Below are 14,920 nucleotides of genomic sequence, written 5' to 3'. Positions count from 1 at the left end.
CCCCTGTGAAGTTGACAATGCGTACTACTGAGTGATCTGTGCAGCCTTCACCGCATCAATCGCATCCAGAATCGCCTCGCTGGTCGCTGGCGCGCGCAGCGGCGGATTGACGCGATGTTCACCCACCGCCGACACCGCATCGCGGATCGCCAGGAACACCGAGAACGGCAGCAGCAGCGGCGGCTCGCCGGTGGCCTTGGAGCGGTGGATGGTATCCGAGACATTGCTGTTCTTGAACAACTGCGTGCGGAAGTCTGTGGGGCAATCCGACACCGCCGGAATCTTGTACGTCGACGGCGCATGCGTCATTAGCTTGCCGTCCTTGTTCCACCACAGCTCTTCCGTGGTCAGCCAGCCCATGCCCTGGATGAAACCACCTTCGACCTGGCCGATGTCGATGGCCGGGTTCAGGCTTTCGCCGGCGTCATAGAGAGAGTCCGCACGGATCAGGCGCCATTCACCGGTCAGCGTGTCGATCACGACCTCGGCTACCGCCGCGCCATAGGCGAAGTAAAAGAACGGATGGCCGTTCATGGTCTTGGAATTCCAGTGCACCTTCGGCGTCGAGTAGAAACCGTCCGACCACAATTGCACGCGCTTGAGGTAAGCCTGCATCACCAGTTCTTCAAAGGCCACCGATTGCGCGCCGGTCGAGACCATGCCGTCGGCGAAGCGCACTTCGCTGACGTCGGCGTTGAAGCGTTCCGCTGCGACCTGCGCCAGTCGCGCGCGGATCTGCAAGGCCGCATCCTGCGCCGCCTTGCCGTTCAGGTCGCTGCCGGTCGAGGCGGCGGTAGCCGAGGTGTTGGCGATCTTGCTGGTGTCGGTGGCGGTGCAGCGTACCTGCTCCAGCGGCAGGCCGAGTGCGTTGGCCACGACTTGCGCAACCTTGGTGTTGAGGCCCTGGCCCATTTCCGTGCCGCCGTGATTGACCAGCACCGAACCGTCGGTATAGACGTGCACCAGCGAGCCGGCCTGGTTCAGATGCGGCACGTTGAACGAGATGCCGAACTTGACCGGCGTCAGCGCCAGGCCGCGTTTGAGGATGGTGTTCTCGGCATTGAAGGCCTGGATGGCCTCGCGGCGTTCCTGGTACTCGCTGGTGCGCTCCAGTTCGCTGACCAGCGCGGCGATCACGTTGTCTTCCACCTTCTGGCCGTAGTGCGTGGTGTTGCGCGCATCCGGACCGTCGGCGTCGCTGCTGCCGTAGAAGTTGGCGCGGCGCACTTCCAGCGCATCCTTGCCGAGATTGCGGGCGATTTCGTCGACGATGTATTCGATGGCGATGGCGCCTTGCGGGCCGCCGAAGCCGCGGAAGGCGGTATTCGATTGCGTGTTGGTCTTGCCGCACATGGCATGGATTTCCACGTCCGACAGATAGTAGGCATTGTCGAAGTGGCATACCGCGCGCGTGGCGACCGGACCCGACAAGTCGGCCGAGAAGCCGGCGCGCGAGACCATGTCGATCTTGGCGGCGACGATGCGGCCGTTGTCGTCGTAGCCGATTTCATAGTCGTAGGCGAAGCAATGGCGCTTGCCTGTCACGATCATGTCGTCGTCGCGATCGGCGCGCAGCTTGATCGGACGGCGCAGGCGCACCGCAGCCACGGCAGCGGCGCAAGCCCACAAGGCCGATTGCGATTCCTTGCCGCCGAAGCCGCCGCCCATGCGACGGCATTCGACCAGCACGTCATGCGAAGCGACATGCAGCACTTCGGCAATGTGATGCTGCATTTCGCTCGGATGCTGGGTCGAGCAATACACGTGCATGCCGCGGCCTTCTTTGGGGATGGCGTACGAGATCTGGCCTTCCAGGTAAAACTGTTCCTGGCCGCCGACGTCGAACTTGCCCGTGAGCTTGTGCGGCGCCGTGTTGAAGGCTTCCGACGGATTGCCGCGGGTCAGGTGCATCGGCGGCAGCACATAGGATTCGGCTGCATGCGCGGCGCGCGGCGTCAGCACGGCCGGCAGTTCTTCGTAGTCGATCACGGCCTGGCGCGCAGCGCGGCGGGCGTTGTCGTGGCTATCGGCAATGACCACGAAGATCGGTTGGCCGACGTACTGCACCAGGTCTTCCGCCAGCACGGGATCATCCTTGATGATGGCGCCGCATTGGTTTTCGCCGGGAATGTCGGCGGCAGTGTAGACCGCGACCACGCCCACCGAGGCTTTTACCTTGCTCAGATCGATAGCACGCAATTTTGCATGCGCCTTGCTCGACAGGCCGAGCGCGGCATGCAGCGTGCCTTGCAGCTCGACGATGTCGTCGGTGTAAGTGGCTTCGCCGGTCACGTGCAGGATGGCGGACTCGTGCGGATGCGGTTTGCCGACCTCGGTCCAAGGTGCCTTGGAGGATTTGATAGACATGAATTCTTCAGTTTGCTTGTTCATTGCGTTTCCTTCCTAAGCAATCCGGGTAACTGGAACAATCGGAATCGCTTTTTTACCGTGCACAAACGCGCTCACGGAGGCAGCCGGCAACGGCGCGTCGGCGCGCGTCTCCAGCCAGTAGCGGTACAAGAGGTTTTGTGCGGTTCTCATACGATACGCCGAAGACGCGCGCATGTCAGAAAGCGGTGCGTAATCTTGCGCCAGCGCAAGCATTGCTGCTTTGACATTGGCCTCGTTCCACTCCTTGCCGTTGAGCGCGGCCTCGGCCTGCGCGGCGCGCTTGGGGGTGGCCGCCATGCCGCCGTAAGCCATACGGGCGTCGATCACCTTGCCGCCTTCAAGGCGGAACGCAAACGCGGCGCATACCGCCGAGATGTCCTGGTCGAAACGCTTGGTCAGCTTGTACACGCGGAAGGCGATGTCCTTGCGCGGCAACGGCACGCGCACGGCCTGGACGAACTCATTGGGCAGGATCGCCGACTTCTGGTACGCGATATAAAAATCTTCCAGCGGCATGACACGTTGACCGTCGACGCCGTACAGCACGATCTCGGTGCCGAGCGCGATCAGCCAGGGCATCGAGTCGCCGATCGGCGAGCCGTTGGCGACGTTGCCCCCGAGCGTGCCGGCGTTGCGCACCGGCAGCGAGGCGAAGCGTTGCCACATTTCGGACAGCTCATCCGGATATTGTTCGGTCAAGGCTGCGTAGGCTTTTTCCAGCGTGACGCCGGCGCCGATTTCCAGCCAGCCGTCCTCGTCCTGCTGGACGATGTGGCGGAGTTCTTCCACCTGGCCGATGTAGATGATGTCGCCCAGATCGCGCATGTGCTTGGTCACCCACAGGCCGACGTCGGTCGAGCCGGCCAGGATGCGCGCCTTCGGCAAGTCGTTGCGCAATGTCGCCAGTTGCGCCAGCGTGCGCGGCGCGTGGAAGGTCTGGCCGGCATGCGTGACGCTCAACGGTTCATCGCGCCGGATCGCGCGCAGGGCGTCGATCACCGGTGCGCGGTCGAAGCTCACCTTCGGCAATTCGCCCATGCGGCGCGCGGCGTCGATGATCGGACGATAGCCGGTGCAGCGGCACAGGTTGCCGGACAGGGCGTCGTCGATTTCCCGCGTAGTCGGTGTGACGCTGTCCTGTTCATGCTTGAGATACAGGCCCCACAGCGACATCACGAAGCCCGGTGTGCAGAAGCCGCATTGGGAGCCGTGGCATTCCACCATCGCCTGCTGGGCAGGGTGCAGGCAGCCGTCGCGCTGCTTCAGGTCTTCCACGGTGAACAGCGCCTTGCCGTCCAGCGTCGGCACGAACTGGATGCAGGAGTTGACCGTTTTCAGTTCCAGCTCGTTGCCGCGCAGCTCGCCCACGACCACCGTGCAGGCGCCGCAATCGCCTTCCGCGCAACCCTCTTTGGTGCCGGTGCAATGCAGGTCTTCGCGCAAATGCTGCAAAACGGTGCGTGTATTGGGCAGTCCATCGATTTGATGGGTCTCGCCGCGGAAATAGAAGCGAATCGGTTCGGACATGGTGTGCTTTGCTATATAAAAATGGCTATCGAAGAAACAGTGAATCAAGATCTGTGCCGGGACCTTTTAGAGAGAAAACCTATTTGCCGCAGCCGATTGTTGCGGCAGATTGTTGGGGTGGTTCGCTCTCTGGAAAATCCTTCTGTCTTGCTGCCGGCGTCCCCCGAAGAGCGACGCCGGCATTCCGTCAGTTCATGCTGCAGGCAATCAACCGCCCAGGTAAATCATCTTGAACAGGAAGATCGCCGCGATCACCCAGATCACCGCCGACACGTCCTTGACGCGACCGGTCAGCAGCTTCAGCGCGGCGTAGCTGATAAAGCCCAGCGCCAGGCCGTTGGCGATCGAATAGGTGAACGGCATGACCAGTGCGGTGATCACGGCCGGCACGCACTCGGTGGTGTCGTTCCAGTCGATGTCGGCCAGTTCGCGCAGCATCAGGCACGCCACGAAGAACAGCGCCGGCGCCGTTGCATAGGCCGGCACTACGCCCGCCAGCGGCGCAATGAACAGCGCCAGCAGGAACAGCGCGGCAACCGCCACCGCCGTCAGACCGGTGCGTCCGCCCGCTTGTACGCCGGCCGCACTTTCAATATAGGCAGTGGTGCTCGAAGTGCCAAGCAGCGAACCGGCGACGATCGCACCGCTGTCAGCCAGCAAGGCCTTGTTGATACGCTCGATCTTGCCGTTCTTGACCAGTCCGGCGCGTTGCGCCACGCCCATCAGCGTGCCGGTGGCGTCGAACAATTCCACCAGGAAGAACACCAGCACCACGTTCAGCAGGCCCATCGAAATCGCGCCCTTGAGATCGAGCTGGAACAGCGTCGGCGAGATCGATGGCGGCATGGAGAACACGCCGTTGAAATGATTGCCGCCGAAGATGAAGCTCAGCACTGTCACGCTCAGGATGCCGATCAGCAGCGCGCCGCGGATCTTCAGCTGGTCCAGCGCGACGATCACCAGGAAGCCGATGATGGCTAGTACCGGCGCGACCTGATGCAAGTCACCCATGGTGACGAAGGTGGCAGGGCTGGCAGCGACGATGCCGGCGTTTTTGAGCGAGATCAGCGCGAGGAACAGTCCTATCCCCGCCGGTATCGCCGTGCGCAGTGAATGCGGAATCGCGTTGATGATCAGCTCGCGGATGCGGAACAGGCTCACCAGCAGGAACAGGCAGCCCGAGATGAACACAGCGCCCAGCGCAGCCTGCCACGGGAAGCCCATGCCCTTGACCACGGCGTAGGCGAAGTACGCGTTGAGACCCATGCCCGGCGCCAGGCCGATCGGGTAATTGGCATACAGGCCCATGATCAGGGTGCCGATGGCCGCCGCCACGCAGGTGGCAACGAAGACGGAATCCTTCGGCATGCCCGCATCCCCGAGTATGGATGGGTTGACGAAAATGATGTAGGCCATCGTCAGGAAGGTCGTGAGACCGGCCAGCAGCTCGGTACGGACGGTCGTGCCGTTGTCGCTGAGTTTGAAAAACTTGTCCAGAAAAGTCATGAGAATTGTCTCCGTTTACGCAGTGATTACAGTGCGCGATTCTTTTTTATACGCCAGAAAACTTGCAGATTTCTCAGGTCCGCAAAAAATGGGCGTTCTGATTTGTATCTTGTGTTGCGCCGCTTTCATTTCCACGCTCCAAGCACGTAAACCGGCTTCAAGCAGATTGATTGCAGCGTATGTAATGTCGTTGAAATATTTGGTGAAAAAGTAACGCATGGGGAATATCAACTATAAGGCTATGGGTATATGGCTATGCGGAAATCGAATATTGTCTGTCTGGCATCATGCCGACGGTGACCATTCCACTTCCGAAAGTATGGAATTAAGGCGATTCAGGATCGGGTCCAGTAATCCGGCTGCGAATACACCTCCTTCAGGTAATCGATGAAAAAGCGCGTCTTCGCCGGCAGATGCCGTTGTTGCGGGTAGACGGCCATGATGTCGTAATGGGGCAGGGCGTATTCGTCCAGCACCGTGATCAGCTCGCCCGAGGCCAGTTGCGACTGGATTTCCCAGGTCGAGCGCCACGCCAGCCCAAGTCCTTCGCTGGCCCAACGGTGCAGCAGCTCGCCGTCGTTGCAATCCAGGTTGCCCTGTGCGCGGATGATCACCGGCTTGCCGTTCTGCTGGAAATACCAGCCGCGCTGCTGCCCGCCCTGCAGGTTGAAGGCGAGGCAATTGTGTTGCGCCAGATCGTCGAGCGTCTTGGGAATGCCGTTGCGGTGCAGGTACTCCGGCGCGGCGCACACCACGCGGCGGTTGCTGGCCAGCTTGACCGCCACAAAGCTGGGCTCGATCGCGCCGCCGATGCGGATGCCCAGGTCGTAGCCTTCCCGCACCAGGTCCACCACGCGGTCGGTCAGGTTGAACGAGATCTGCACCTCCGGATGATTGGCCAGGAAAGCCGGCGCATGCGGCGCCACATGCAGCCGTCCATACGCCGCCGGCGTGGAGACGACCAGATGGCCGGTGGCCTTGTGGCGGCCTTCGGCGATGCTCTTTTCCGCCACCTCGATATCGCCCAGCAGTTTGCGGCAATGGTCGAGGAAGACGCTGCCTTGTTCCGTCAGCGTCAGATGCCGCGTGGTGCGATGCATGAGCTTGGTGCCGAGGCGCTTTTCGAGCGCGTCGATGCGCCGCCCAAGCATGACCGGGGTGATGTTTTCTTCCAGCGCGGCGGCGGCCAGGCTGCCTTTTTCGACCACGGACACGAACGCTTCGATCTGTTTGAGTTTGTCCATAAATCCTCCTTATTCAATACTTTTACTATGTTTCCATATTTTTAGTACGGAATAAACAGATATTTACTGGTCTTATCAAACAATATTGTTGGTTATAGGATGCATCTCATCGGTCGAGGGGCATCGTCGTTGCTTCCGGCATATCCATAACTCAGGAGGCAACATGGCAAAGATGAAGGCAGTAGACGCAGCGGTATATGTGCTGGAAAAAGAGGGCTGCCTGCAAGCCTTCGGCGTGCCCGGCGCAGCGATCAATCCATTCTACTCGGCGCTGAAACGCCATGGCGGCATCAAGCACGTTCTGGCGCGCCACGTCGAAGGCGCATCGCACATGGCCGAGGGCTACACCCGCGCCAAGGCCGGCAATATCGGTATCTGCATCGGCACCTCCGGTCCGGCCGGCACCGACATGATCACCGGCCTGTATTCCGCCCAAGCCGATTCGATTCCCATCCTGTGCATCACCGGCCAGGCGCCGCGTGCACGTTTGTATAAAGAAGACTTCCAGGCCGTCGATATCGAATCGATCGCCAAGCCGGTCACCAAGTGGGCCGTCACCGTGCGCGAACCGGCGCTGGTGCCGCGCGTGTTCCAGCAGGCCTTCCACCTGATGCGCTCGGGCCGTCCCGGCCCGGTGCTGATCGACTTGCCGTTCGACGTACAAATGGCCGAGATCGAATTCGACCCTGACACCTACGAGCCGCTGCCGGTTTACCGTCCGTCTGCCACCCGCGCCCAGATCGAAAAAGCGCTGACCATGCTGAATCAGTCCGAGCGTCCGTTGCTGACCATCGGCGGCGGCGTGGTCAATGCCGACGCGGCCGAACTGGCGGTCGAGTTCGCCGAACTCACCGGTGTGCCGGTCATCCCGACCCTGATGGCCTGGGGCGCGATCCCCGACGATCACCCGCAAATGGCCGGCATGGTCGGTCTGCAAACCAGCCACCGCTACGGCAACGCCACCATGCTGGCGTCCGACTTCGTGCTCGGTATCGGCAACCGCTGGGCCAATCGCCACACCGGCTCCATCGAAGTTTTCACCAAGGACCGTACCTTCGTCCACGTCGACATCGAACCGACCCAGATCGGCCGCGTGTTCGGTCCGGACTACGGCATCGTCTCCGACGCCAAGGCCGCGTTGAAGCTGTTCATCGAAGTCGCCAAAGAACTGAAAGCCGCCGGCAAGCTGCCCGACCGTTCGGCATGGCTGGCTGACTGCCAGGAGCGCAAGCGCACCCTGCATCGCCGCACCCACTTCGACGAAGTGCCGATCAAGCCGCAACGCGTCTATGAAGAAATGAACCGCGCCTTCGGTCGCGACACCTGCTACGTCAGCACCATCGGCCTGTCGCAGATCGCCGCGGCGCAATTCCTGCACGTCTACAAGGATCGCCACTGGATCAACTGCGGCCAGGCCGGTCCGCTGGGCTGGACGATTTCGGCCGCGCTGGGCGTGTGCGCCGCCGATCCGCAACGCAAGGTGGTGGCGATCTCGGGCGACTACGACTTCCAGTTCATGATCGAAGAACTCGCCGTCGGCGCGCAGTTCAACCTGCCATACCTGCACGTGGTGGTGAACAACTCCTACCTTGGCCTGATCCGCCAGGCGCAACGCGGCTTCGAGATGGACTACTGCGTACAGCTGGCGTTCGAGAACATCAACGCGCCAGAACTCAATGGCTACGGCGTCGACCACGTCGCCGTGGTGGAAGGCCTGGGCTGCAAGGCGATCCGCGTCACCAACCCGAACGAAATCCAGGACGCCTTCGCCGTCGCGCAGCGCTGGATGGCCGAGTACCGCGTGCCAGTGGTGGTGGAAATCATCCTCGAACGTGTCACCAATATCGCGATGGGCACCGAGATCAACGCCATCAACGAGTTCGAAGAGCTGGCCACCAAGCGCGAACATGCGCCGACGGCAATCAGCCTGCTGGACTGATCAGGAAGATTAGGAAGATCAGAGGAGACAGCGACGGGCGGACAACTACATCAGCTTGCCGGCACATGCCCCCATGTGCCGAGCGGGCGACCGCCATCGCACATTGTTGTACGCCACCGCGTCCAGGTATTTGCCGGGACCGCGGTGTCGGTTTTAACCCCGGCCTGAACCGGCAAGCGCCACGACTACCAAGGACACCCAGACATGACCAAACTCGCCGCCAACCTGACCATGCTCTTCACCGAGCTGCCGTTCATCGAGCGTTTCCGCGCTGCTGCGCAAGCCAACTTCAAGGCCGTGGAATTCCTGTTCCCGTACGCCTTCGAACCGGCGCAGATCGCCGAACAATTGCGCAAGAACGAGCTGGAACTGGTCCTGCACAATCTGCCCGCAGGCAACTGGGAAGCCGGCGAGCGCGGCATCGCTTGTCATCCGGATCGCGTCAGTGAATTCCGCCAGGGCGTCGACGAAGCGATCCGCTACGCGAAAATCCTCGGCGTCAGGCAACTGAACTGCCTGGTCGGCATCCAGCCGCAAGGCGTCAGCGCCGCCGCCGCGCGCGAGACGCTGGTCGCCAATCTGAAGTTCGCTGCCGACAAGCTGCAAGGCGAAGGTATCGCCTTGCTGATCGAACCGATCAACTATTTCGACATCCCCGGCTTTTTCCTCAACACCACGAAGCAGGCGGCTGAACTGATCGCCGCTACCGGTTCCAACAACCTGTTCATCCAGTACGACATCTATCACATGCAGCGCATGGAAGGCGAACTGGCCAACACCATCAAGGCCAATCTCTCGCTGATCCGCCACGTGCAACTGGCAGACAACCCTGGCCGCTTCGAGCCCGGTACGGGCGAGATCAACTACCGCTTCCTGTTCAGCTACCTGGACGAGATCGGCTATCAGGGCTGGATCGGTTGCGAGTACAAGCCCAAGGCCGGCTCGGTTGAGGGCCTTGGCTGGCGCGCTGCGCACGGTCTTTGATCGTCGTTTGAAACGCATTCATTTATTCATCTCAGAGGAGACACATCATGGCAAAAGTCGGATTCATCGGATTGGGCATCATGGGTTCGCCCATGGCGGAAAACCTGCAAAAGGGCGGTCACAAGCTCTACCTGCATGACCAGAAAAATCCACCCGCAGCGCTGATCGAAGGCGGCGCCACCGTCTGCACATCGGGCGCAGAAGTCGCCAAGCGCGCGGACATCATCATCGTGATGGTGCCGGACACCCCGCACGTGGAAGCGGTGCTGTTCAGCAAAGGCGGCGTCGCCGAAGGTCTTTCCGCCGGCAAGATCGTGGTCGACATGAGCTCGATCTCGCCGATCGCGACCAAGGGCTTCGCGCAAAAGATCAATGCACTCGGTTGCGAATACCTGGACGCGCCGGTCTCCGGCGGCGAAGTCGGCGCCAAGGCGGCGTCGCTGACCATCATGGTCGGCGGCAACGAGTCGGCGTTCAACGACGTCAAGCCGCTGTTCGAACTGATGGGCAAGAACATCACGCTGGTCGGCGGCAACGGCGACGGTCAGACCACCAAGGTGGCGAACCAGATCATTGTTGCATTGAATATTCAGGCAGTGGCTGAGGCGTTGTTGTTTGCTTCCAAGGCGGGTGCGGATCCTGCGCGGGTGCGGCAGGCGTTGATGGGCGGGTTTGCTTCGTCGCGTATTTTAGAGGTGCATGGCGAGCGGATGGTGAAGCGGACTTTCAATCCCGGGTTCCGGATTGAACTGCATCAGAAGGATTTGAATCTGGCGTTGCAAGGGGCGAAGGCTTTGGGTGTCAGCTTGCCTAATACCGCTGCTACTCAGGAGTTGATGAATGCTTGTGCGGCTAATGGGATGAGCGGGTTGGATCACTCGGCGTTGTGCCGGGCGATTGAGTTGATGTCGAATCATGAGATTGCCAAGGGCTGATCGGGTTTTCTGTTTCGACTTGCCGGCTGGTTGCTGAATGTTTTCTTTCTTCGGACGACCGTGGTTGCCGGGGGCGGCCCGGCAGCCGCTCACTTTCTTTGCTTCGCCAAAGAAAGTAAGCAAAGAAAGGGTTGGAGCACTGCTCCAACGCAACGATTCGCCGCCCCGCTGCGCGGGGTGCCCGTTGGCGCCGCACTCAAATCGGGAAGGGAAACAAACTCGCTGCGCTCAGACAAGTTTCCCTTCTTTATCCGATTTGAGCACGTCATCAACGGCGACTCATAAGCGGAATTCTTCTTCGGCTCGCTTCGCATTGCCTTGGGTTACTCGCCTGCGGCATCGTGATTCTCATTCTTTCGTCTTTTTAGAGCGATAGTGAAGAACTGCGGCCGTCACATGATCTCTGTCCCCTGGCGATGCGAAGCGAGCCAGTCTGGAAGTCCGCTTGCGAGTAGCCGGTGGCGGCAGGTGCAAATCGGATAAAGAGGGGAAATTTGTCTGAGCGCAGCGAGTTTATTTCCCCTCCCGATTTGTGCCTGCCGACGCCGGGAACCCCCGAAGGGGGCTGCGAACCGCGGTCGCCTTTCTTTGCTTACTTTCTTTGGCGAAGCAAAGAAAGTGAGTAGCAGCCGGGCTACCCCCGGCAGGGTTGTCCGAAGCAAGAAAAGTATCTGCAACAACAAATATCAAGTCGGAACAAAAGGACCAAAACAATGCAATCGCCTCGCCAATTCCTCCTCGACCTCTACACCGCCGCCGTCTCCGCAGTAAGCGCAGAAAAATCCCTCCCATCCTTCCTGCCCGAACCGCCAAAAACTGGTCGCACCATCGTCATAGGCGCAGGCAAAGGCGCAGCAGCCATGGCCAAAACAGTAGAACAGCACTGGCCCGGCAAGCTATCCGGATTGGTGGTCACGCGATACGGCCACGGCGCCGACTGCCGACAAATCGAAGTCGTCGAAGCCTCCCACCCCGTCCCCGACGAAGCCGGCAGAAAAGCCGCCTCCCGCATGCTCGAGATGGTCAACGGCCTCACCAAGGATGACCTCGTCCTCTGCCTGATCTCCGGCGGCGGCTCCGCCTTGCTTGCCTTGCCAGCAGAAGGCATCACCCTCGAACAAAAGCAGGCCATCAACAAAGCCCTGCTCAAAAGCGGCGCCAACATCTTCGAAATGAACTGCGTCCGCAAACACCTCTCCGCCATCAAAGGCGGCCGCCTCGCCCTGGCCTGCGCGCCCGCCCGCGTGGTGACGCTGATGATCTCCGACATTCCCGGCGACGATCCCGGCATCATCGCCAGCGGTCCGACACTGCCCGACGCCACCACCTGCGCCGAGGCACTCGCGGTGCTGCGCAAATACAAGATCGACATCCCACCATCGGTGCAAGCGCACCTCGAATCCGGCATCGGCGAAACCCCCAAGCCCGGTGATGAACGCCTGAAAGCAAATGAACACCACGTGATTGCCACCGCCCAGCAAGCCCTGCAGGCAGCGGCAACCGCCGCACGCGCCGCCGGCGTCACGCCCTACATCCTGTCCGACGACATGGAAGGCGAAGCGCGCGACATCGGCCTGGCACATGCGGCGATTGCAAAACAGATCGCCCACTACGACCAGCCGTTCAAGAAACCCTGCGTGCTGATCTCCGGCGGCGAAACTACCGTCACCGTGCGCGGCACTGGTCGCGGCGGACGCAATGCGGAATTCCTGCTCAGCCTTGCCAATGCACTGAACGGCGCACCCGGCATGCATGCGATCGCCTGCGACACCGACGGCATCGACGGCTCCGAAGACAACGCGGGGGCCATCTATCAACCCGACTCGATGAAGCGCGCCGAAGAGCTCGGCCTCAATCCGAAAGCGCTGCTGGAGAACAACGACGGCTACGGTTTCTTCAGCGCGCTCGGCGACCTCGTCGTCAGCGGCCCGACCAGAACCAACGTCAACGATTTCCGCGCCATCCTGATCCTGTAAAAATTTCGTCGTCCCGGCGCACGCCGCCCATACCAACAACACCAAGGAGACCGTCCATGCGACGTCAACGCCAGGCAAAAATCGTAGCCACACTCGGCCCCGCCAGCGCCACCAAAGAGATGATCAAGGCGCTGTTCGAAGCCGGAGCCGATGTGTTCCGCTTCAACTTTAGCCACGGCACCCACGCCGACCATCACGCGCGTTTCGAGATCGTGCGCGCCGTCGAGCGTGAAGTCGGCCGCCCGATCGCCATCCTCGCCGACCTGCAAGGCCCCAAGCTGCGCGTCGGCCAATTCGCCGACGGCAAGGTCCAGCTGGAAGCAGGGCAGGAGTTCATCCTCGACCGCGACACCACGCCCGGTGACAACACCCGCGTCTGCCTGCCGCATGCAGAATTGTTCGAAGTCATCGCCGCCGGCCAGTCGCTGCTGCTCGACGACGGCAAGCTGCGCCTGCAGGTGCTCGACAGCGACGGCCAACGCATCCGCACCAGGGTCATCAATGGCGGCGCCTTGTCCGACCGCAAGGGCGTCAACGTGCCCGACGCCGTGTTGCCGATTCCCGCATTGACTGAAAAAGACAAACGCGACCTGGCCTTCGCACTGGAACTCGGCGTCGACTGGATCGCGCTGTCCTTCGTCCAGCGTCCCGAAGACGTGCACGAAGCGCGCGCCCTGATCAACGGCCGCGCCGCCGTCCTGTCCAAACTGGAAAAGCCCGCGGCACTCGACCGCCTCGATGAAATCGTCCAGGCCTCCGACGCCATCATGGTGGCGCGCGGCGACCTTGGCGTCGAGCTGCCGCCCGAGCGCGTGCCCGGCACGCAAAAGCGCATCCTGCGCGTCTGCCGCCAGCACGGCCGGCCCATCGTCATCGCCACCCAGATGCTAGAGTCGATGATCACGAGTCCCGTGCCGACCCGCGCCGAAGTCTCCGACGTCGCCAGCGCCATCTACGACGGTTCCGACGCCGTCATGCTGTCGGCCGAATCAGCTAACGGCAGCTACCCGCTGCAAGCCGTCGCCATGATGGACCGCGTCATCAGCGAAGTCGAACGCGACCCGCTCTACCGCAACATGCTCGACGCCCAGCAAGAGACGCCGGAGTCCAACAGCTCCGACGCGATCTGCTCCGCCTTGCGCGACGTCACCCGCATCGTCGGCGCCACCGCCACCGTGACCTACACCAGCTCCGGCCACACCAGCCTGCGCGCCGCCCGCGAACGCCCGATGGCGCCGATCCTGAGCATCACGCCGAAGATTTCGACCGCGCGCAAGCTGGCCTTGGTGTGGGGCGTGCATTCAACGATCAGCGACCAGATCCACAACGAAAGCGAAATGGTCAGCGCAGCATGCCAGACGGCATTGAAGGAAGGATTTGCGAAGAAGGGCGATCAGATCGCCATCACCGCCGGCATGCCGTTTGGGCAGCCGGGGAGTACTAATTTGTTGAGGTTGGCGGAGGTGTGGGGATAGTCAGGACGTCAATATAAATGACGATGGTCATTTATCGTTTGTAAATTTCCCATCCGTCGTCAGTCCAGCGTAGAAGTTGCATGGAAAGAGGCTTGGTGGAGCTACTCGCAACGCGTCCTCCCAAGGTTCGTAATGCGTCAGCAGTGCCCGGAAGAGATCCATCGCCATAAAGCAGTGCATTTGGGGTTGGCGCGATGACAATCAATTGATTGTGCATGCTTGCAGCCAGATTTTTCCAGTCCGAATGAAAAAAGAGTCGGCTTGACGCGTATTCTTCATCGCGGATTTGTCCCAGTGAGTTGGCGCTCGGAGTCAAGGAAACAGCTGTCAGAGGCTTAGTCGTGTCGCGAAGATTTTGCGCTGCTATTTTGAATAGATTTTCTTCGTCGACTCCCAATTCTTCAAGATCTTTGTCAATGACAAATCGAGTTGTCCTAGTGAAATCGACCACCGGTATGGCGACTAAGCCTGGTGCAACAGGACGTGTATAGATTTTTTGATTGCCGAAGCCTGGCTGCTTACGTAATTGTTCCAAATATTCTTCGGGACGAATGGCAATGCGGAGCATGGCTTGGGTTACAGGACGATTCCGCTCCTTGACGGTCTCGGCAATGCCTTTTGCGTACTGGCTCAGGCCGGCATCGCAATTGGATGCATTGCGTAGGCAGAAGGAGAACACGCGGTCAAGATACATGTTCCCGATGCTTTTTCCGCTGGCATCTTTGCCATCAAGTTCCAGATGCCCCACGACTTTAAAGTCGACATTAGGCAATTCTTTGTGCATTCGCTCTGCTGCCATTTGGGCGAACTCAACGGGCGTGAGCGGAAGTTGCTGTGAAACTGCAGCTTTCATACCAAAGTAAAGGAGAGCCAGCGTTGAGAATTGCAACAGGCGTTGAATTGTCATATTTTTCGTAGAGAATAATCGTGCCGAAATTTGTCA

At 60.7% G+C, this 14,920-nt stretch carries 11 protein-coding genes; 5 read left to right on the top strand and 6 right to left on the bottom strand.

What is annotated here, in order from left to right; all coding sequences use genetic code 11:
- Positions 1 to 24: 24 nt before the first annotated feature.
- The 5 genes from xdhB to ACIROW_RS06575 form a co-directional block, all read right to left on the bottom strand.
- Positions 25 to 2,391: a xanthine dehydrogenase molybdopterin binding subunit gene (xdhB, locus tag ACIROW_RS06595; protein ID WP_402273252.1), complete on the bottom strand. Its 2,367-nt coding sequence runs from the start codon at positions 2,389 to 2,391 to the stop codon at positions 25 to 27.
- A 12-nt stretch (positions 2,392 to 2,403) separates the two neighbouring features.
- Complete coding sequence (gene xdhA, locus ACIROW_RS06590) at positions 2,404 to 3,918, bottom strand: xanthine dehydrogenase small subunit (RefSeq protein ID WP_402273250.1); 1,515 nt, start codon at positions 3,916 to 3,918, stop codon at positions 2,404 to 2,406.
- Positions 3,919 to 4,125: 207 nt separating this feature from the next.
- Positions 4,126 to 5,424, bottom strand: coding sequence for an NCS2 family permease (locus tag ACIROW_RS06585; RefSeq protein WP_402273247.1), 1,299 nt, complete (start codon positions 5,422 to 5,424; stop codon positions 4,126 to 4,128).
- Between the two features lie 15 nt (positions 5,425 to 5,439).
- Positions 5,440 to 5,643 (bottom strand): hypothetical protein, encoded by a 204-nt coding sequence (locus ACIROW_RS06580; RefSeq protein ID WP_402273245.1) that lies wholly within the window; start codon positions 5,641 to 5,643, stop codon positions 5,440 to 5,442.
- 116 nt (positions 5,644 to 5,759) lie between these two features.
- Positions 5,760 to 6,668, bottom strand: coding sequence for a LysR family transcriptional regulator (locus ACIROW_RS06575; RefSeq protein WP_402273243.1), 909 nt, complete (start codon positions 6,666 to 6,668; stop codon positions 5,760 to 5,762).
- Positions 6,669 to 6,831: 163 nt separating this feature from the next.
- On the opposite strand from ACIROW_RS06575, the gene gcl reads away from it, so the two are divergent.
- The 5 genes from gcl (at position 6,832) to pyk (ending at position 13,977) form a co-directional block, all read left to right on the top strand.
- The gene (gcl, locus tag ACIROW_RS06570; protein WP_402273241.1) at positions 6,832 to 8,607 is read left to right on the top strand and encodes a glyoxylate carboligase; all 1,776 of its coding nucleotides are present in this window, start codon (positions 6,832 to 6,834) and stop codon (positions 8,605 to 8,607) included.
- A 204-nt stretch (positions 8,608 to 8,811) separates the two neighbouring features.
- The gene (gene hyi / locus ACIROW_RS06565) at positions 8,812 to 9,591 is read left to right on the top strand and encodes a hydroxypyruvate isomerase (protein ID WP_402273239.1); all 780 of its coding nucleotides are present in this window, start codon (positions 8,812 to 8,814) and stop codon (positions 9,589 to 9,591) included.
- Between the two features lie 47 nt (positions 9,592 to 9,638).
- Positions 9,639 to 10,526 (top strand): 2-hydroxy-3-oxopropionate reductase, encoded by an 888-nt coding sequence (glxR, locus tag ACIROW_RS06560; protein WP_144969984.1) that lies wholly within the window; start codon positions 9,639 to 9,641, stop codon positions 10,524 to 10,526.
- A 713-nt stretch (positions 10,527 to 11,239) separates the two neighbouring features.
- Positions 11,240 to 12,502, top strand: a complete 1,263-nt coding sequence (locus tag ACIROW_RS06555; protein WP_402273237.1) for a glycerate kinase — start codon at positions 11,240 to 11,242, stop codon at positions 12,500 to 12,502.
- A 56-nt stretch (positions 12,503 to 12,558) separates the two neighbouring features.
- A complete protein-coding gene (gene pyk, locus ACIROW_RS06550) occupies positions 12,559 to 13,977 on the top strand; it encodes a pyruvate kinase (RefSeq protein WP_402273235.1) in 1,419 nt (472 codons plus the stop codon).
- A gap of 31 nt (positions 13,978 to 14,008) precedes the next feature.
- Here the strand turns inward: pyk and ACIROW_RS06545 are convergent, their stop codons facing one another.
- Positions 14,009 to 14,884 carry a hypothetical protein gene (locus ACIROW_RS06545; protein ID WP_402273233.1) on the bottom strand — a complete coding sequence of 292 codons (876 nt, stop codon included), beginning with the start codon at positions 14,882 to 14,884 and terminating at the stop codon, positions 14,009 to 14,011.
- Positions 14,885 to 14,920: the final 36 nt, after the last annotated feature.

This window comes from Herbaspirillum sp. NPDC101397, from assembly GCF_044767325.1.
In the GTDB taxonomy this organism is placed as follows: domain Bacteria; phylum Pseudomonadota; class Gammaproteobacteria; order Burkholderiales; family Burkholderiaceae_D; genus Herbaspirillum.
Note: the sequence above shows the minus strand (reverse complement) of the source record. Positions and strands in the feature narration are given on the sequence as shown.